Raw genomic sequence first — 18,777 nt, forward strand, 5'->3', positions numbered from 1 at the left:
AGACTTAGCTCGCTCTTTACGTTTCACGTGAAACAGTAGTCACTCAGAAATCAGAACAGGCGCTTAGGCTCTCCGACGAAATAGCCTTGTAGGTAATCGACGCCCATGTCCTCAGCGATCCTGCACACCTCTTGATTATGAACAAATTCGGCCACAGTTTTAGCATTCAGTATCTGACACAGGCTGACCAGCTGTTGCGCTATCTTACGCTGCTTCATATCCTGATCAATATTGCGAATCAAACTACCATCGAGCTTAATTATCTGCGGCTCCAGCTTAAGGATCTCATCTATGTTGGAATATCCAGAACCAAAATCATCGACAATGATGTTCACACCCAGCTCTCTGAAGTGATTACAGATTTCGATTAAGCGACCGTAATCCTTGATTTGTTCCGTCTCTAGCACCTCTAAGCCGATACGCTGTGGATGACTGATGCTTTTAATTGCCTGCTCAAGGTGGAGTACCGTTTTCTCGTTGGTGAAATCTTGTGGTGCCAGGTTAATACTGAATGAGTCGGTTCGGGTGCTCATAAAATCAAAGGTACGCGAGATCATTTGGCGACTTAATCGAGTGTAAAGATGAGTGCCTTCAATAATCGGTAAGAAACGCCCCGGAGTGATTAGCTCTCCTTCTTCCTCGATGCGAACTAAACACTCATAACTCTCCACTTGATGAGAATGAGTCGACACTATGGGTTGAGCACAAGCGACCACATTCTTGTTCATGACCGCTCGGCTAACACAAGACAACCAACGCAGCTGCTCTTGGCGCTGTTTTTCTAGCTGAACCAAGGTCTTTGCGTTAACGAGATGTTTGTTTTGACTGACCGCACTACGACGAGCATCAATCGACTTCAGCAATAAATCATCAATCGATGTGGTCGGAAAATCACGACGACTCGCAATCCCCGCGCCAATTGATACCGACAAGTAATCAATATCAGGGAGCCCCATCGGCTCAAAGTTGACATGCTCAGTCTCATCGGCAAATTCAGAGAAGCGCTGTTGTATGTATTCATCACTGGACAAGCTATCAAAGACCACCGCCCACTCACCGATACCCACGCTGTAGAGCTGACACTCTTGTTCGAAAAAACGAGTCAACGAACTTTGGAAGTGCTCACTCAAGTCGTTAAGAAGCTTGTCTCCTACACGGTAGCCATACTTCTCATTAATTTGGCTAAATGTGGTGACCTTGAGCGTGAGCAAGTGGCTAGCTCCACCCATTCGAGCCAATCTTTCGCGCAGAACACTCCGGTTAGGTAAACCCGTTCGACGATCAACACGATAACTGGCGGTTAGAGCCGTTGCCTGTTGTTGGATCTTGTTGACCATGCTGTTGTTCATGTCATCAACGTCCATCAAGGCATTGCGAATCAGTGAAAACAGAGGGGATATATTACTCGCAGGCTGACTGCTTAACTGACGACAGTTTGAATGTTTGCCCTCACTAAGAGCCATATAGGTTAAGCTATGGTGCAATAGACGTTGTTGCCCTTGCTCGTGGAACAACTCCCCCATACAGTAAACACCATAGGTGTCGGTCAGCTTCTGGAAGATCTCGACCTCTTGGTTCCCTTCAATAAAGTCCAAGCGAGAAGTGCAATTATAGACAAAGAAGCACTCTGGAGAGTGTAAGGCAACTTGCTCAACCCCTAACCTGACTTGTTCCAGTGTTAGCGAAGGATGGTCATAACAGAAACGCACCTCCTCCCCAACGTGAAACTCTCCGCTGAACTCAATCTCACCATTATTCGCCATTTTAACTGGCAAATGAATATTCTGTTTTTTCGGGTCACCAACCATCAACGGGAAGTTGTGTAGCTGTTCAAAGGGGACTTCGAGACCATCAGCAAGGTAGCGGTTATAAAGCTCTCGAATCGGCACCTCGTCCAACTCAATAAGACGAGTGCCTTGCGCCGCGGTAACACGAAAGGTTTTGCCAATTGGATTCCACTCGGTGAAGTAGCCTCGATTCACAGCGAGCTTTTCACTGTGTAGTGCAACCATGACATAGGCTTCTTGATAACAGCACCCGTTGCACATCACCCAGCGCCCAGATGGAGTGATGGTCGATGCGCCACCACAGATTGGAATATTCAGAGGTGAGCGTTCAAACGCATAAAAGAGATCAGTTTTATCCAGCGTTAGGCAATCAGCAAAACAGATCGCCGTTTGGGTTCCCTCATGGCAATCGAGCTGACGTAACATATCGTCGCTATCTCGAGCCAAATCATCACTATATGGAACCACGGCTGAGCTAAAGGTAGTCGAAGAGAAACGGCTAAAGACCGCCAGTAACCCTTGGTGTCTAAGCTCGCCCTTATCAATGAAGTGTTCAGCACTGCAGCCAATAGAAGTAGAGTTAGGAAAACGCGCATGAATAATCTGACACGCAGCTTCGACTCTCTCTTGCTCAAAAGAAGAGAAAACCTGAACCAAAAGCGTATCGCTCGTTGCGAAACTTACAGTCTCTAGCTCAACTGCAAGCTGCTCTATATCATGTATAAAGAGAGAAAATGACTGCATAACCACATTAATCGCTGCATTAATGATTTGTTATTGTGCTGATTATCGATAAGCCTTGCACGTATTACTTACAATCATCCTGTAAGATCTGTGAGCTCAGTTAGGGATGATTCCTTAATAAATCATAGAATATGCAGCGAATTTCTCGAGACCTGTATGCACATCACATTGTGTTTTAGACACCTTTAAGCGAAACGTTTTTAGTTAGAACAAACGCTTAGGTTCGCCAAAGTAATAACCTTGCAGATAATCAATTCCCATATCTTCCGCTAACTCGCACACTTGTTGATTGTGAACGAACTCAGCGACAGTTTTCGCATTAAATACCTGACACAACTTCACCAACTGAGCAGCAATACTGCGCTGTTTTGGGTCTCTATCGATGTTACGGATGAGACTACCGTCTAGCTTGATGATCTGAGGTTCTAATTTGATGATCTCATCAATGTTGGAATACCCAGAGCCAAAATCATCAACGATAATGCGAGCGCCTAAGGCTCTAAAGTGATCACACACTTCAATCATTCGTCCGTAGTCTTTAATCTGCTCAGACTCCAACACTTCTAAGCCTAGTCTAGTCGGATCGTTCATCCCTTGAATCGCCGTTTCCAGTATCATCAAGGTTTTATCGCTCAATAGATCTTGTGGTGACAAGTTTATGGAGAACGCACCTTGCTTATCTGCCAAATGACCAATCGTGTTTTTAATCATATGACGACTGAGGCGCGTGTACAGGTGAGTATCAGCGATGATAGGCAGGAACTTGCCCGGAGGTACGATATTTCCATCGTCCATAATACGAACCAGACACTCTTGGCTCACTTCTTCATGACTTCCAGCTGCAACGATAGGTTGTGAGTACGTAATGATATTTTGACTCAAGATGGCGCGGCTTACACAAGACAACCATCCGAGCTGATCTTTACGGTCTTCCTCACTTACCTGAATGTCTTTCGCGTTAGTAATATGGGTGTTGTTACGCACCCCATAGCGCCGAGCTTCGATGGCCTTTAATAGAATTTCTTCACCCGAATCTTCTGTAAAGTCACAGCGGCTCGCAAAGCCGCCACACAACGAAACAGAGAGATAATCTACATCCGCTAAACCATAGGGTTCAAAATTGATGTGTTCAATGTCATCAGCAAATTGGGCAAAACGGTATTTAATCAGCTCGCTCTGAACCAGAGCATCAAAGATGATGGCCCACTCACCCACGCCGATACTAAACAGTTGTACGCGCTCAAGAGAATCTTTATCCGCATTATTTTGTAATTGCTCTACGAAATGAGTGGATAGATCTCTGAGCAGTTGGTCTCCAACCTGGTAGCCATACTTTTCATTTACTTGATGGAAGTTCGTCAGCTTTAAGGTGAGCAGATGCTCCGAACTCTTCATGCTATTGAGCTGCTCTTTGAGCACGATACGATTTGGTAAACCGGTGCGCGAATCCACGCGATAACTTTCCGTGAGACGGCGCGCTTGTTGATGAAGTTTCTTCTCCATCTGGCTGTTCATATGGTCAAGGTCGGCAACCGCATTTCTGACCAGATTAAGCAGCGGTGACACCATAGAGTCGATATGATCATCCGTTCGACTGTATTCAATCAACTCGTGGGATTCACGCATCGCCACATAGGTAAGGCTATGGTGCAAAATCTCTTGTTGTGTGTCCGTTCGATACAGTTCACCCATGCAGTAGGCTCCGCATGCATCAACAACGCCTTCAAACGGCTTAAGCTCTGTACGACTATCAATGAACTCTAATCGTGACACACAGTTGTAGATCATCACTGATTCGGGTTGATGCATCGCCAGAACTTCCGCACCGTGACGAACCTTCTCCGCGGTCAGTGATGGATGGTTATAGCAGAATTGAGCCTCTTCACCGACTTGCCAAACACTATCAAACTCGATACTGCCATCATCATTGATTCGCAGCGGCGTCGAAATACCCTTCTTTCTGCCGGATTCACGATACAGAGGGAAACTCATCAGCTGACTAAAGGGAATATCTTTACCGTCAGCTAAGTAGTGTTTAAATACATCAATCGCAGGCTTATCGTTGAGACTATACAGACGATGCCCTTCAGCACGAGTGACTCTAAGCTTCATGCCGATAGGGTTCCACTCAGAGTAAGCCCCCGACCATACCTTTAAATTAGGGTTATGCAGTGCAACGGCAACACAAGCATGTTGATATACCTGACCGTTATACATTACCCAACGGCCGTACGCATTCTCATGACACAAACCACCAGCGACAGGCACCGAATAAGGCAACGTGTCAAAGCCTGTATAAATCGGGTAATCACAGCCCTCTAGTTGGTCGCAAATACTGATCACGGTTTGGCTGTGCTCGGTTAAGTTGAGTGCGTTAACCAGCGCTAATCCATCCAGCCCAGTTTTGCCACTAAATGGTACAACGGTAGAACTTAGCGTCGTCTCTTCAAACTCACTGATCATCAGCAAACTGCCGCTGCTTACCTGACGATTATTGTGAATCATATGCTGAACGCTCTGACCGATTAAGGTCGCGCCTTTGAGGTACGTCAGTGTGATATCGGCTAAGCGACTCGCCGATTGGCCAGAAAGCGTAGAGTGTAACTGAATAAGGTACTGTTTATCGGCATGCCACACTTTTTGTTGTAGATAGGTTTCTAAGGATTCCTCAGAGTTGACGAGAAAAGTGTAGGTATGCATGCCAAGCCTTGTTGTAATCATATAAGTAGACGACAACAGCTTTAATGATGGATATGAATACGATGAAAGCCGTTGTCGATTAGAGAAGCTATCACTGCTTCTTAAACGAAACTCAATGTAACAAGACCCTATAATAAATGCGACATAAGCTTAAAGTCGCGATTAAATTAGTCGCATAAGATCTCTTAATTGTGAAATTTCGATATCAGGCAACACACGCACTTTCGATGCCTGCTGAATATTTACGTTTTTATCATTAAACCAACACGCCTGATAGTCATTGACCTTAGCACCATAAACATCGCTGATAAGGTGATCACCAACGTGTAAAATATGGTGAGCCGGAATATCGAGATGCTGCTGTGCTTGAGTAAACATATCAGGATAAGGCTTCGCTCTGCCATCGGGTCCCGCTTTCAATATCAATTGAAAATAGTCCCCCAAACCGATTTTGTGCGGATCGACATTACCGTTAGTGATCGCTATTAGAGGAAGCTTTTCACAGAGAGCCTGCATCACGCGATGCGTCTCTTGAGGGACATCGATTTGGTTTCTGAGCCACAATGCATGCTCAATGCCCGCCTTAGCTGCAGCAGTCGCTTCGGCTTCTGTATAGCCGAGCTGCATCAGCCCTTGTTTGATCTGCGTTTCACGCCACAAAGTCACATCATGCTTCAACTCAGGATTTGCCTGCGCGACTTGAACCTTTACTTGGTGCCACTCATCCAGAGACAAAGATGACGCCACTGGGTGCTCGCTGAACAACCACTTCGCCATCTCCTTTTCCACTTTCATGATCACAGGCCAGTTATCATAAAGCGTGTCATCTAGGTCAAACGTCATCGCCTTAATCGGGTTCAATCCACGGTAGAGTTGCATCAGTGCCTCTTATTCTTTGCTTCTTTTACGAGCTCTTGGGTGCGCTTGATCGTACGCTTGTGCCAAGTGTTGGAAATCTAAATGGGTATAGATCTGGGTTGTTGAAATGTTCTCATGCCCAAGCAGCTCTTGAACTGCCCTCAAATTCTGGCTTGACTCCAATACATGGGTCGCAAATGAGTGACGCAGTTTATGTGGGCTGATATGACTGGCCACCGCCTGTTTCTTACCCCACTCTTCCATGCGCTTTTGCACACTTCTATGGGAGATACGCGTACCCAATTTAGATACAAACAACGCAGGCTCTCCGGGGGCAGCTAACTCACCACGCACCTTAAGCCATTTCTCAACGCATTCTTTGGCTTGTCCAGAAAAAGGCGCCTTACGCTCTTTATCACCCTTACCAATCACTCGAATCTCGCCCTGACGAGCCTGAATATCTTTCAGGTTGATGCCCACCAGTTCAGCCAGACGCAAGCCTGCACCGTACATGACTTCCATCATTGCTCGATCACGAATCGATAAGGGATCACTTTCATCAACCTCAAGCAGCTGACCTACTTCATCCACATCAAGGTTCTTTGGCAACGGACGCTGCTTACGCGGTGCCGATACCCCCTTCGCAGGGTTTGCTGAAATCTCGCCTCGTAGCACTAAGAAATCAAAGAAGCTGCGCAGTGAAGAAAGACGCGTCGCCAAACTACTCGCCTTAATCCCTTCACGCATGCCTTTACTGGCTAACTGGCGCACCCACGCAGCATCGACTTGCTGCCAGTCTTTAAGACCTAGGGTGACCAGTTGAGCGGCCATAGTTTCTAGTTGCTGTTTGTAATTGCGCTGAGTATGCAGACTCAGCCCTTTCTCGCTTCTTAAGTACTCATAGAAACGAGAAAGTGGTTTTTGGAGGCTATTAGGAAGAGGTGTGTTGGGCTCTAGGCTCATTATCAATCTGCCAAGGTAAGGTCTCTGCCATATGAGCAACAACAAGTGCTAAATGACGCAAGAAAAGGGTATCCATGTAGGGCTGAAAGTGACCACCATCTTCACTAGAGAAGGCCAACAACCCAATCGGAGACTGTTTGGCCAACGGCAGCACTACATACGATCCTAGCTCAGGAGCAGGTTGTTCGCCAAATAGGTCTTGGCGATCGCTCTTTCTCAAGCGACCAAGGTATGCATCTTTACCATTGAGATGATTCAACGAGAATTTAGCATAGCCCTCATCACTAAGCTGATAAAAACCACCTTGAGACAGAATGCGAACATACGCCTTCAGACCAAGCTCAGTCGCTTTCTGCTCTACCGCTTTAATCACCTGCATGAAATCACGACATTTCAGCACTTGGTCCTGCAGCGCCATAAACTCATAGAAGGTTTTATCGTTATTGGCCGCCAGTGACATTAAGCTGGTGATCTCTTCTTCAAGCTCTTCAATGCGTTGACGCTGACGCTTCAATTGCACTTCGACTAAAGAGACAGCACCCTGCTCTACATTATTAATCGCAAGGCGATCCACCAGCTCTCTCCTATCTTGGAAGAAGTCTGGGTTATCACGCAAATATTCAGCAACCACTTCTGCCGTTAGCGCATCGGCTTCTACGTAAGACAAAACCTATCCTTATTTATTATTAATGGTGATCAGCAAGAGAGTTGACCATCAAAGACGTGTGTAGCAGGGCCTGTCATAAACAGCGGTTTACCTGGACCTTGCCAACTGATCTGTAGATCGCCGCCTGGCAGGCGCACTTTTACATTATTAGATAGCAAGCCCTGAGTAATACCCACAGCAACAGCGCCACAAGCACCGCTTCCGCACGCTTGGGTCTCACCTGCACCACGTTCGTAAACACGTAGGCGAACTTCGTCACGAGTGACTACCTGCATAAAACCGGCATTCACACGCTCAGGGAAACGCTCGTGTGACTCAAGCAGCGGACCAATGGTATCAACATCTGCGGTATCCACATCATCAACTACTGTCACTACATGAGGGTTACCCATGCTTACCGCGCCACAGAAAAGCGTGTGCTCATCGGTACGCAGAATGTAGGTTTTCTCTGACTGTTTAGCTTTGAAAGGGATCTTACTTGGCTCGAACTCAGGCACGCCCATATTAACCGTGATCTGATCGTTCTCCTCAATCTTAAGAACCATCTTGCCTTTCTTGGTGCTCACATTGATGCTGTATTTGTTGGTCAGCCCTTTCATTCGCACGAAGCGAGCAAAGCAACGAGCACCGTTACCACACTGTTCGACTTCGCTACCATCGGCATTAAAAATACGATAGTGGAAGTCCGTTTCTGGGTCGTACGGAGCCTCAACCACCAGCAGTTGGTCGAAACCAACGCCGGTATGACGATCCGCCAAACGGCGGATCAGGTCTGGAGAGAAGAAGATGTTTTGAGTAATGCAGTCCACGACCATGAAATCATTGCCCAAACCATGCATTTTTGAAAAGTGGAAGTGCATAACGCTTAAACTTACTCCGGAAGAATGTTTTCAAGTTCCCACAAGCTCGTTAGCTCTTCACGCTGACGAACAAGATGAGTTTTATCGCCATCAACCATCACTTCTGCTGCTCGAGAGCGAGTGTTGTAGTTTGATGACATCACGAAGCCATAAGCACCTGCAGAACGCACCGCTAGGAGATCGCCCTCTTCAAGAACAAGCGCGCGATCTTTACCTAAGAAGTCACCGGTTTCACAGATAGGACCCACTAAATCATAAGTCACTGCTTCACCTTCACGTGGAACAACAGGGACAATGTCTTGCCATGCTTGGTATAGCGCTGGACGCATCAAGTCATTCATCGCAGCATCGATGATGGCAAAGTTCTTATGTTCAGTCGGTTTTAGGAATTCGACTTTTGTTAATAATACACCAGCGTTAGCAGCAATCGCTCTTCCAGGTTCGAAAATCAGCTCTAGATCAGCATGATTATCTAGTCGAGCTAGTAACGCTTTTGCATAGTCGGATGGTTGCGGCGGTAATTCATCACGGTAAACCACCCCTAAACCACCACCCACATCGAGATGTTTGATGTTAATACCATCAGCGCGTAGTTGGTCAATCAGAGCCAACAAGCGATCAGTCGCATCGATGAACGGTTCAATGTCAGTTAGTTGGGAACCGATATGACAGTCGATACCGTGGATATCGAGGTTCTCAAGCTGCTGAGCAAACGCATACACGGCAGGTGCACGGTCAAAGGCGATACCAAATTTGTTATCACGCAGACCCGTAGAGATATAAGGGTGAGTATTTGCATCAACGTCTGGGTTAATACGCAGAGAAATTGGCGCCTTCACACCAAGCTCGCCAGCAACTTTATTTAGGCGCTCTAACTCAGGCTCTGATTCCACGTTAAAACATTTAATCTTCAACTCAAGCGCACGTTTCATCTCTGCCGCTGTTTTGCCGACACCAGAGAACACAACCTTAGATGGATCACCACCCGCTGCAATAACACGCTCCAGTTCACCACCAGATACGATATCGAAGCCAGAGCCCAATCTTGCCAGTGTATTTAGTACACCTAGGTTAGAGTTCGCTTTTACGGCATAGCAAACCAAGTGAGGATGCTCACCCACAGAAGAGTCGAACGCGTTCCAGTGACGTTCTAGAGTGGCGCGAGAGTATACGTACAGTGGCGTGCCGTATTGCTCTGCCAGTTGTGAAAGTGCGACGTTTTCAGCCCAAAGCTGGCCATCATCCTGATAGTTGAAGTAATCCAAAATTCTTATCCCTTATCCGTTACGATTGCTACTACATTGTTGATTCACTTATTGCGATTGTTCATTTTGCTGCGCATCATCAGGTAAGTAGAGCGGACCAGTTTGACCACAGCCCGAAAGACCAATAACAGACAACATAAACAGAGCGGTAATTAACTTTTTCATTTTGCATATCGTGATTATTAACTCAATGCCCCCTATAATCGCACCACACTCAAGAAAAGCAATAGGATAGAAAGGATGAACGATACTGAATTTCATCAGCTAGTCGATATACAGATGCAAAACATCGAAGAAGCGATCGATGAATCAGAGGCTGACATCGATTACGAAGTGACTGGCAACGTGATGACGCTGGAGTTTGAAGACCGCAGCCAAATCATCATTAACCGCCAAGAGCCAATGAAAGAGATCTGGCTAGCGTCTAAGTCAGGTGGCTTTCACTTCAAGTTGATTGAAGACAAATGGACATGCTCAAAGACAGGCATGGAGCTATTTGAGATGGTTAAAGCTGAGTGTGAGAAACACGCCGGTGAAGAGATCGACTGGGTTTAATCTATCCATGGATACCCCAAAGCGACCAATGTAAAAAAGGAGCGACTCAGTCACTCCTTTTTTGTTGCTAAACGTTAGCGATCTTAGAATTACGCGAAGAGAGCGTGGCATCGTTACGATAAGGCACCACGTAAGATTGCCCATCATCAGGGTGAACAATCTGATAATACTGAGGAAGATTGAAGTTAATCAGCTTCGACGCCACCTTGGAATCATCTTTCACAGAGGTGTAGAAAGAGTTCACACTCGCAATCATCTCGTCTTTCTGGCCACTGTATTGGTGGTAAACCTCAACCTGATTCGACTCATCCAATACGTAGATGTTGAAACCCTTATCGGTATCCTCAAAGAAGAACTGAATCAACCCCTCACTGGCAAAGCCATCGACCACTTCTGGTAGTTGGTACTCTTGCTCTTTATCCAACATCAACAGTGGTGAGCCCTTCAGCTTATTGGTTGAGATGCTGCGATAGAAGTCGACGGAGTTTTCTAGCATCTGCACCGATACGCCACGACGCTCAAAGAACAGACCAAACATCTTGTTAGCCAGACGAATCGCTTTGAATCGACGACGCTTCTCTTGCTCAATCGGCTTCAAACGCAGATCAATACACTCAGCAAGCAGTTGGTAAACCATATTGCGAATCACACCGCGCAGGTTTTTGCTGTAACAGAACACGTCTACCGACTCTGGCGGTAGCGCATCTTGGTGCATTTTACCCAATACGGTTTTTAAAGCGTCGAGCATTGCCGTCTCACCTTGGAAATGCAGTGTTCGCACTTCATGCCAAGAGTTACGGTAAACCAAGTCGACACTGCCCACTAAGCTCTGACCTTCTTCGCCAAAACTAAAAATGTCCGCACTCTTCAAATCAACTTTTAAAGAGCGAGCACTCAACTCTGAGGTTGGGTCGTTCTCAAAGTTGATGAACATTGCCAATTGGCTAATCTCACACGGGCTCGCCAGCGCTTGCATACTCGGACGGCGCTTGCGCAATGAGAAGGTGTTACGCAGATCGCTCACCATCTGATAGAACTTATCGATATCAATGTGTGCGTCACGAACCACAGAGTGAAGGCGTGTGGACTCAGTGATCAGTCCATTAAAGAACGACCACGCAACCAACTTACTCAAGTACTCATGGTGCTCAAGCGACGGTTGACCAAGAATTCGGTGAGCAATCAAAGGCTGCTTATACAGATACCAACCAGCCTTATTAGTTTGACCCTGTCTTACCTCGATAAAGCTCAGATCAGGCTCATGCAGGTCCGGTGAGATTTGAGGATTAAGAAGTGTCACCTTGCCCGGTAGCACCTCAAACGCTGCATACAGCTTACGAGCAAGAATACTGATGTCTTGAGGGCTGATTGCAGAGGTGATGTCATTACGACGCGCAAACTGAATCAGGTTACGGTAGCTGAGCATCAAAGCATCTAATAGAGCATGGTGAACGACTTTAACTTGTTCAACCTTCCAGTTACGGCGGTTATCCAACTCAACGATGGTCTCATGATCCCAATTCCAAGATTGAGTCATCTCGGTTAATGCTTCTCGACGCCAAGCAACAGAGCCAACTCCAGCCTCACGCGATAACTTCTCATGAGTTTTGAGATAGAAACAACGGCGAACAAGATCAAGACGCGTATCATCGTTGATACGCTCAAGATAGCGAGTCACTTTCTCAAGCATCAAGTAGTAACTGTCCATCCCGTACAGGTCAGGTTCATCGGCAAAGAAACGACGCTTGGTGTCAATACTCAGAAGTTGAGTATGTGGGTACTCCCACGAGTAAGCCTCTAACAGGATCGCTTTTAAAACTGATTTGTATGGAGAGTCGATACTTTTGTATAGCTGCCAAAGGTTCGATCCGAAGTACTCTTCCGCTGGAATTCGGTTTAATTTGCCGAAATCAATCCACTGAGAGCAATCGATATAACCCTTGTTACACAGATCGTGCACATACTCGTCATAACACTCTTCCATTTCTGGAGGAATGATCTGCCAAAGCAGACGCTGACCAGCCAAACGCACCGCCGAGCGATAAAACTCGTCCAACAGCAATAGATGCTGCGAAGAGCCACAGTTATCACCCGTCATCTCTTCTGAATGGTTCGAGCGGAAACGCTGTTCATCCATCAAGAAGAAGTTAGCCTCAACCCCAAGCGTTTGAGCCCAATCAGTGATAAGCAGACACTTATTAGTCAAACTATCACGAGCACCACCATCCATATCAGGTGATACGCAGACCCAAATATCAAGATCGCTTGAAGTACTTTGACCAATAGAGGAAGTACTGCCCATGGTGTAGAGACCGAGGATCTCTGGAGAATCCGTTTCGGCAAGCTTACCGCCTAACGTCAGCTCAGTATCTTCGACAAATTGCTTTTGGAATTCATTAGGCGTGAAACTACGAATTCCAAAAGGAACTTGTTGGTCATAGAAACCAGGCATCATAGGGTGGTTGTAGTGAAGCAGTGCAGGGATAAGATGGAATACGCGCTGACTTTGCAAATCCATCAACGCCAACGCACGATCAATGCGCTGTTGATTTAGATTATCCAACCGTTGAATCAAAGTCTGAGTGTATGCCTGCAAGGTAAGTCCTTGGTTGAGATTAAATGCACTTCTGTTTAGTTACTGAACGAAAGCAACAACAAAACGTGATCAATTTAACACTTTTACTGTTAATGGTAAAGCAAAGCTAGCGATGCTGCCACCTTTGTTCCGCTAGGAAAAACGTTAAATCCACGGCATGGTAGTGTCCTCTTTATTGACTATTTCTAATAATAGCCCATGTTTCAAATGAGATACCAATCACACTATTTTGGTGAAGTAATGAAATTCCTTTATCTATCAAAGCTCGCAATGATCTAACAGTAAGAATTTTCTGCCCAGAGTGTTAGGATTAGGCTATTACAGACTCATATCGGAATCACCATGACACAATCAACTCCAATCCGTATCGCTACTCGAAAAAGCCCACTTGCTCTTTGGCAAGCCTACTTTGTAAGGGATGCCCTTCAAGCTGCGCACCCTGGTTTAGAGGTTGAGTTGGTGACCATGGTTACTAAAGGCGACATCATTCTCGATACGCCGCTTGCTAAAGTGGGCGGTAAAGGTCTCTTCGTTAAAGAGCTTGAGGTGGCGATGCTAGAAGGTCGTGCTGACCTCGCGGTCCACTCAATGAAAGATGTTCCTGTCGATTTCCCTGAAGGCTTAGGTCTAGTTACGATTTGTGAGCGTGAAGACCCGCGTGACGCTTTTGTATCCAACACCTACAACAACATTGATGAGTTACCTCAAGGTGCTGTTGTTGGTACATGCAGTCTGCGTCGCCAATGCCAGCTAATGGAGTACCGTCCAGACCTTGTAATCAAAGAGCTGCGTGGCAACGTAGGTACTCGCTTAGGTAAACTCGATGATGGTCAATACGACGCAATCATCCTTGCTGCTGCAGGCCTAAAGCGTCTAGAGCTAGAGGAGCGTATCCGCAGCTTCATTGAGCCAGAACAATCTCTTCCAGCCGTTGGCCAAGGTGCCGTTGGCATCGAGTGTCGTTTGGATGACGAAAGACTAATCAAACTACTAGAGCCGTTAAATCACCAAGATACCGCTGATCGTGTCCTGTGTGAGCGCGCAATGAACCTTACACTAGAAGGTGGTTGTCAGGTGCCAATCGGTAGCTACTCGCTACTCGACGGTGATGACATTTGGCTACGCGCTTTAGTCGGTGAACCAGACGGCTCGAAAATGGTACGCGGTGAGATCAAAGGCCCACGTAAAGACGCGGAAGCACTAGGCGTTAAGCTTGCTAACCAGCTCCTTGATGATGGCGCTCGTGAAATCCTCACAAAACTTTACGCTGACCAAGACTAACCATGACAGTGTTGGTAACTCGCCCAGGTCTTGAAGGGCAAGCGCTTTGCCAACAGCTAGTGGATGATGGAGTCTCTGCACTCCATCACCCACTGATTCGCATCGTTGACAACACTCCGCCCCAACCTCTTTCTGATCTGTTACAAAGCAGCGATATCATCATTGCTGTCAGTCAACACGCCGTTACCTCGGCTCAACGAATTCTTGCCCAAAGTAACCAAAGTTGGCCCAGTTCCACTCTATATCTTGGCGTTGGTCAAAAAACCGCGCACATTTTAAGCAAAGCTTGTAAACAAAAAGTAAACTACCCACAAGTGAGTGATAGTGAGCACCTTCTCAGGCTGCCAGAGCTAAGAAATGTGCGAGATAAGGCGATCTTAATACTGCGTGGAAATGGTGGTCGCGAGCTAATACGCGAATCTCTTGTCAATCAGGGAGCACAAGTCTCCTATTGTGAGACCTACCGTAGAGAATATATTCCGATAAACCACCACAATACTTACCCTCTGTGGGTTGAACAAAAGATTTCAAAAATTGTCATCACCAGTCAGGAGCAATTGGAATACTTAACCTCCAATACACCTGACGAGTATTCGACTTGGCTTTTCACAAGACATCTATTTGTCCCAAGCCAACGCATTGCAGAACGAGCCCAACAACTGGGGTATTCAACAGTTACGAATACGACAAGTGCGACAAACCCAATATTACTGGCTGCTCTCCAGCCTTAGCTAGAAACAGGAAATAAGCATGACAAGCAAAAAAAATAACGAGCATATTGAACCTGAAAAAAGTCCAGAAACTCAACCGGTAGTTCAAGACGAGGCTACCTCTGAAAGTCCAGAAGAGACAAAAGCAGAAGCCCCTAAACCTGAAGAGCAACCAACCAAGCCTCAAACAACGTCGGAAGAAAATGAGCTAATCGCTAAAGCTGAAAAGCAAGGCAAACGCGGCGTTAAGTTTGGTGCAATTGCGATTGCTATCTCTATTATCTTCAGTGGTGGTATCGCTTTCCAAATGCAGCAAAAGAATGCTGAATATTCAGCGCAAATTGCAGCTCTTCAATCTAAGTTGGAAAACACCCAATCGGCAGTCAACAAAGACCTACAAGCCGTTAAACAAGAGACAATCCAAGAAGCGTCTCAGGCTGTTCAAAAAACACAGGTTGTCCAAGCTCAACAAGAGAAGAGCATCCAAAGCCTACAGCTTGCTGTTGCTGACGTTAAAGGCCGCAGACCGAATGATTGGTTACTTGCTGAAGCGGATTATCTAGTGAAACTGGCTGGCCGCAAACTGTTCTTGGAACATGATGCCGTTAGCGCAACTAAGTTAATGGAAAGCGCTGACCAACGCATTGCTGCGCTGAACGATCCAAGCCTAGTGTCACTACGCCAATCAATGGCTAACGACATTACTAAGCTTCGCACGATCCCACTGATTGATCGTGACGGTTTGGTACTACGCCTAACCAGTCTACAGCAACAAGTTGATACTCTGCCTTTGGCGAACGCGATCTTGCCTGAAGCTCCAGAACAGAAAAAAGAAGTGGTTTCTGGAGACATCAACGACTGGCAAACCAACCTGATGACTTCACTAAAAGATTTCTCAGGCAACTTCATCACTTTCCGTAGCCGTGATGGCGACGTAGTACCTCTACTTTCTCCAGAGCAACATTTTTACCTAAGAGAAAACATCAAGGGTAAGCTTGAGACGGCAATCCGTGCTGTTTATAAAGAGCAAGGTGATATCTATACAGCGGCTCTAGAAACAGCAAACGAGTGGTCAACAGCATACCTAAACCAGGACAACAACGCTGTCATCGAGTTTGAAAAAGCCATCAAACAGCTGAGCGAACAAAACATCACGGTGAAGTACCCTGTGAAGCTTGAATCTCAAAGCTCTCTTTCAGATGTCATTCGTGAGCGCCTACGTCGTGAAGTGACCACGATGACGAGCAAGGAGGAGAAATAATGATTCGTTGGATTTTTCTTTTCTTAGTCCTTGGTGCTGGTCTATTTGTCGGTACGCAATTCTCAGGGCAACAAGGCTACGTTCTGATCTCTATTGCTAATAAAACAATAGAAATGAGCGTAACCACATTGGTTATTTTTGTTATCGCGCTATTGGCCGCACTCTTTGGCCTTGAGTACCTGTTTAAGAAGGTGGTATACGCGAGTTCAACTACGTGGAACTGGTTCAGCGTTCGCAAACAAAAACGCTCACGTCGTTACACTAATGAAGGCATCGTTAAACTGCTTGAAGGTGACTGGAAAGGCGCAGAGAAAAAAGTAACGCGCTGGGCAAACCACCATGACATGCCGCTACTGTGCTACCTAGTTGCATCACAGGCAGCACATGAGCAAGGCAATAAAGATGAGCGAGATAAGTACATCGAGCTAGCTAGCCAACAAGATAATTCTCAACTTGCCGTTGAGCTAACGAAAGCTAAGCAGCAGATCAGCGAGAGAAACTTCGAAGCCGCTTTCGATACTCTGTCGACGTTAAAAGGCACTTATCCGAGCAATACAGCTGTCTTAGGCTTGTTGAAGACAACCTACGTTGAGCTTAAGCTGTGGCAACCTCTGATTGAACTGACGCCGAAATTGGTTAAAGCCAAGATCATTACTGCAGAAGAACAAATCGCATTAGAGCAGAAGGCACAATGTGGTCTACTGCATGATGTAGCGAAACAGCAAGGCAGTGAAGGGCTGATCAGCCACTGGAATAAGCTATCTCGTAAACAAAAACAGAGCACACACCTTGTCTCTTGTTTTGTTAAACAGTTAATTGCTCGTAAGGCCGACTCAGAGGCATTTACTGTCATCAAAGAGAACATTGCTAAGAGCGAGTCAAACGAGCTTTATACGCTGCTTCCAGAGCTTAACCTGGCCGATCACCACCCAGTTGTAGTTATGCTAGAGAAAGCTGTGAAGAAAGACGATAACAATGCAGAGGCTCACAGTGCGCTAGCTCAGTTCTATCTGAGAGAGCAAAAGTGGACAGAGGCACAAGCGCATTTCGAAAAAGCACTAGAGCTTCGTTCTAACGTTTCAGATTATGGTTACTTGTCGGATGCGCTAGAGAAACAAAACCTAACCAAAGCGGCACATGAGGTTTCACGTAAGGCCTTAGGTTTAGTGAAATCGGCATAAAAACTGAAATCAACACCACAAAGCCGATGCTGATATGCATCGGCTTTTTTGTACATCTTATTCACACAACATTCATACCAACCATCGCACTCTTACTTTATTCCCAAATAACATCATGAGTGAGAGTCATCATGCCAAAGTTCGCCATCCTGCTACTTACTAGCTTTATTGGTTTCAATATATACGCAGCTAACCTAAATATAGAAGCTGGTGAGGCTTCCTATAAGAGCTTCTGCGTCTCCTGCCATGGCGATCTGGGTCATGGTGATGGTATTGCGGGAAAAGCGTTACCGGAGCTGCCCTCGAACATTTATGATGGATTGAACTCTTGGTTTGAATACGAAGCAGAACTCATCGACACCGTATTAAATGGTAACAGGTATGCTAGCTTGGAACTCCGTCTTAAATGGGAAGGATGTAAAAGATATCTTTGCCTGTCTCGAAAAGATAAATAGCAAATAACCCTTGGTATAGTACCTAGCCATTGCTGGGTGTTTTACTTCTTACCCGACTAATCTGTCTTTAAAATTTGCCCTATATATCGCAGGAATTTAGATTCCCTACTCCTTCCTTCGTCAGCCTAGGGAATGACGAGGACTTGGCCATAACTAGAAACGCAATAACGCGATATCGAGCATTAAAAGGGACTCATAGCTTAGAAACCACGAAGACTTATCGCACGTCCAACCATCTTCTATTCCTCTTATTTCTGACGAAGTTCCTTAATAAATAGCGTGTCTTAGTATCTAATTCCTTAGCGACTGAGGTTTGTTAGTCGAAGACACAAATAACGATCCCTATAAACGACTAGAGCCTAGTCGTAAAACTAGACTTTCTGATAAGTGGCGGATGGCGGGAACGCTTAGTCGGGGTTGCGGACTACGGGCAAACCTTTTGCGGGACTCTTTCGATCGAAGGGCGAATACTATCGTTCAAACGTAAAAAAGCCCAAGCAGTTATGCTTGGGCTTAGTACAAGTGGCGGAATGGTTGGGGTCGCAGGCGACCGGGATTCATTAGTTGAAGACCAAAATACCTATCCCCAGAAACGACGAAAGCCTAGTCGTAAGACTAGGCTTTCTGATAAGTGGCGGAGTGGACGGGACTCGAACCCGCGACCCCCGGCGTGACAGGCCGGTATTCTAACCAACTGAACTACCACTCCGCAGTGGCGTACTTGCTTTTAGCAAGTGTCCATAATTTAAAGCCTGGCGATGTCCTACTCTCACATGGGGAAGCCCCACACTACCATCGGCGCTATTGCGTTTCACTTCTGAGTTCGGCATGGAATCAGGTGGGTCCACAACGCTATGGTCGCCAAGCAAATTCTTAAAATCTGGAAAGCTGTTT

15 protein-coding genes, 1 tRNA gene and 1 rRNA gene are annotated in these 18,777 nt (G+C 46.2%); 6 read left to right on the top strand and 11 right to left on the bottom strand.

Annotated features, from left to right (window positions below):
* Positions 1 to 50: 50 nt before the first annotated feature.
* From L1D60_RS22770 to L1D60_RS22805, 8 genes are all read right to left on the bottom strand, one after another.
* On the bottom strand, positions 51 to 2,531 hold the full coding sequence (locus L1D60_RS22770; RefSeq protein WP_239843101.1) for an EAL domain-containing protein: 2,481 nt from the start codon (positions 2,529 to 2,531) through the stop codon (positions 51 to 53).
* Positions 2,532 to 2,735: 204 nt separating this feature from the next.
* Positions 2,736 to 5,231: an EAL domain-containing protein gene (locus L1D60_RS22775; protein ID WP_239843102.1), complete on the bottom strand. Its 2,496-nt coding sequence runs from the start codon at positions 5,229 to 5,231 to the stop codon at positions 2,736 to 2,738.
* A gap of 162 nt (positions 5,232 to 5,393) precedes the next feature.
* Positions 5,394 to 6,110, bottom strand: a complete 717-nt coding sequence (gene yigB / locus L1D60_RS22780) for a 5-amino-6-(5-phospho-D-ribitylamino)uracil phosphatase YigB (RefSeq protein WP_239843103.1) — start codon at positions 6,108 to 6,110, stop codon at positions 5,394 to 5,396.
* A 9-nt stretch (positions 6,111 to 6,119) separates the two neighbouring features.
* Positions 6,120 to 7,052 carry a tyrosine recombinase XerC gene (xerC, locus tag L1D60_RS22785; RefSeq protein ID WP_239843104.1) on the bottom strand — a complete coding sequence of 311 codons (933 nt, stop codon included), beginning with the start codon at positions 7,050 to 7,052 and terminating at the stop codon, positions 6,120 to 6,122.
* Positions 7,021 to 7,719, bottom strand: coding sequence for a DUF484 family protein (locus L1D60_RS22790; RefSeq protein WP_239843105.1), 699 nt, complete (start codon positions 7,717 to 7,719; stop codon positions 7,021 to 7,023). Before L1D60_RS22790 ends, xerC begins: the two co-directional genes overlap by 32 nt.
* A 29-nt stretch (positions 7,720 to 7,748) precedes the next feature.
* Positions 7,749 to 8,579: a diaminopimelate epimerase gene (dapF, locus tag L1D60_RS22795; RefSeq protein WP_239843106.1), complete on the bottom strand. Its 831-nt coding sequence runs from the start codon at positions 8,577 to 8,579 to the stop codon at positions 7,749 to 7,751.
* 11 nt (positions 8,580 to 8,590) lie between these two features.
* Entirely contained in the window at positions 8,591 to 9,844 is a 1,254-nt protein-coding gene (lysA, locus tag L1D60_RS22800) for a diaminopimelate decarboxylase (protein WP_239843107.1), read from the bottom strand.
* A gap of 48 nt (positions 9,845 to 9,892) precedes the next feature.
* Entirely contained in the window at positions 9,893 to 10,105 is a 213-nt protein-coding gene (locus L1D60_RS22805; protein ID WP_084181926.1) for a lipoprotein, read from the bottom strand.
* Here L1D60_RS22805 and cyaY point away from each other — a divergent pair.
* Positions 10,085 to 10,399 (top strand): iron donor protein CyaY, encoded by a 315-nt coding sequence (cyaY, locus tag L1D60_RS22810; protein ID WP_239843108.1) that lies wholly within the window; start codon positions 10,085 to 10,087, stop codon positions 10,397 to 10,399. The two genes, L1D60_RS22805 and cyaY, sit on opposite strands and share 21 nt — an antisense overlap.
* 67 nt (positions 10,400 to 10,466) lie before the next feature.
* Here the strand turns inward: cyaY and L1D60_RS22815 are convergent, their stop codons facing one another.
* Positions 10,467 to 12,995 (bottom strand): class I adenylate cyclase, encoded by a 2,529-nt coding sequence (locus tag L1D60_RS22815; RefSeq protein WP_239843109.1) that lies wholly within the window; start codon positions 12,993 to 12,995, stop codon positions 10,467 to 10,469.
* Between the two features lie 342 nt (positions 12,996 to 13,337).
* Between L1D60_RS22815 and hemC the strand changes: the two genes are divergently transcribed.
* The 5 genes from hemC to L1D60_RS22840 all read left to right on the top strand — a co-directional run bounded on the left by hemC (position 13,338) and on the right by L1D60_RS22840 (position 17,883).
* Positions 13,338 to 14,276: a hydroxymethylbilane synthase gene (gene hemC / locus L1D60_RS22820; protein ID WP_032553343.1), complete on the top strand. Its 939-nt coding sequence runs from the start codon at positions 13,338 to 13,340 to the stop codon at positions 14,274 to 14,276.
* Between the two features lie 2 nt (positions 14,277 to 14,278).
* Positions 14,279 to 15,007 carry a uroporphyrinogen-III synthase gene (locus L1D60_RS22825; RefSeq protein ID WP_239843110.1) on the top strand — a complete coding sequence of 243 codons (729 nt, stop codon included), beginning with the start codon at positions 14,279 to 14,281 and terminating at the stop codon, positions 15,005 to 15,007.
* A gap of 19 nt (positions 15,008 to 15,026) precedes the next feature.
* Positions 15,027 to 16,247, top strand: a complete 1,221-nt coding sequence (locus tag L1D60_RS22830) for a uroporphyrinogen-III C-methyltransferase (protein ID WP_239843111.1) — start codon at positions 15,027 to 15,029, stop codon at positions 16,245 to 16,247.
* Positions 16,247 to 17,428, top strand: a complete 1,182-nt coding sequence (locus L1D60_RS22835; protein ID WP_239843112.1) for a heme biosynthesis HemY N-terminal domain-containing protein — start codon at positions 16,247 to 16,249, stop codon at positions 17,426 to 17,428. Before L1D60_RS22830 ends, L1D60_RS22835 begins: the two co-directional genes overlap by 1 nt.
* 131 nt (positions 17,429 to 17,559) lie before the next feature.
* The gene (locus L1D60_RS22840) at positions 17,560 to 17,883 is read left to right on the top strand and encodes a cytochrome c (protein ID WP_239843113.1); all 324 of its coding nucleotides are present in this window, start codon (positions 17,560 to 17,562) and stop codon (positions 17,881 to 17,883) included.
* 632 nt (positions 17,884 to 18,515) lie between these two features.
* Here the strand turns inward: L1D60_RS22840 and L1D60_RS22845 are convergent.
* Positions 18,516 to 18,592 (bottom strand) — tRNA-Asp (locus L1D60_RS22845).
* Positions 18,593 to 18,633: 41 nt separating this feature from the next.
* A 5S ribosomal RNA gene (gene rrf, locus L1D60_RS22850) occupies positions 18,634 to 18,749 on the bottom strand.
* Between the last annotated feature and the right edge of the window lie 28 nt (positions 18,750 to 18,777).

This window comes from Vibrio sp. Isolate30, from assembly GCF_022397975.1.
In the GTDB taxonomy this organism is placed as follows: Bacteria; Pseudomonadota; Gammaproteobacteria; order Enterobacterales; family Vibrionaceae; genus Vibrio; species Vibrio fortis.